The 663-nt window shown below is 64.0% G+C and carries 1 protein-coding gene; it reads left to right on the top strand.

The genetic code is table 11. The features are described 5' to 3' along the window. Nucleotides 1–442, top strand: a 442-nt coding sequence (locus UB43_RS28710) for an isochorismatase family protein (RefSeq protein WP_045218019.1), incomplete at its 5' end; no start/stop codon positions are given. Between the last annotated feature and the right edge of the window lie 221 nt (nt 443–663).

The raw sequence follows: 663 nt of genomic DNA, 5'->3' as shown, positions 1-663 counted from the left end.
CGGCCCCAACGGCCCGCTGGTTCCCGAGCTGAAGGCGCAGTTCCCGGACGCGCCGTACATTGCCCGCCCCGGCCAGATCAACGCCTGGGACAACGAGGACTTCGTCAAGGCGGTAAAGGCCACCGGCAAGAAGCAACTGATCATCGCCGGCGTGGTGACCGAGGTCTGCGTGGCGTTCCCGGCGCTGTCGGCCCTGGCCGAAGGGTTCGATGTGTTCGTGGTGGCGGATGCTTCCGGCACCTTCAACGAGATGACCCGCGACGCCGCCTGGCGCCGGATGGAAGCGGCCGGCGCGCAGCTGATGACCTGGTTCGGCGTGGCCTGTGAGCTGCACCGCGACTGGCGCAACGATATCGAAGGGCTGGCGGCGCTGTGCTCGAACCACATCCCGGATTACCGGAACCTGATGACCAGCTACAACGCGCTGACTGCGGGCAAGTAACAGTCCGCTGAAATGAAAACCGGAGCCTCCCGTGAGGCTCCGGTTTTGCTTTTTGTAGGAGCGGACTTCGTCCGCGATGTGTATGCCTCGCGCCTTTGTTTCCTGCGTCGCTTCGGCGTGCGCGTTGACTTCTTGTTTCGCCCCCTCGGGCGACCTACTTTGCCAAACGACGCAAAGTAGGCAAAGGTCTCGCCCCGGACTGAATCGCCCCGGCTTTCCTA

Origin of the sequence: Pseudomonas sp. 21 (assembly GCF_000955805.1) — a bacterium.
Taxonomy (GTDB): Bacteria; Pseudomonadota; Gammaproteobacteria; order Pseudomonadales; family Pseudomonadaceae; genus Pseudomonas.
Note: the sequence above shows the minus strand (reverse complement) of the source record. Positions and strands in the feature narration are given on the sequence as shown.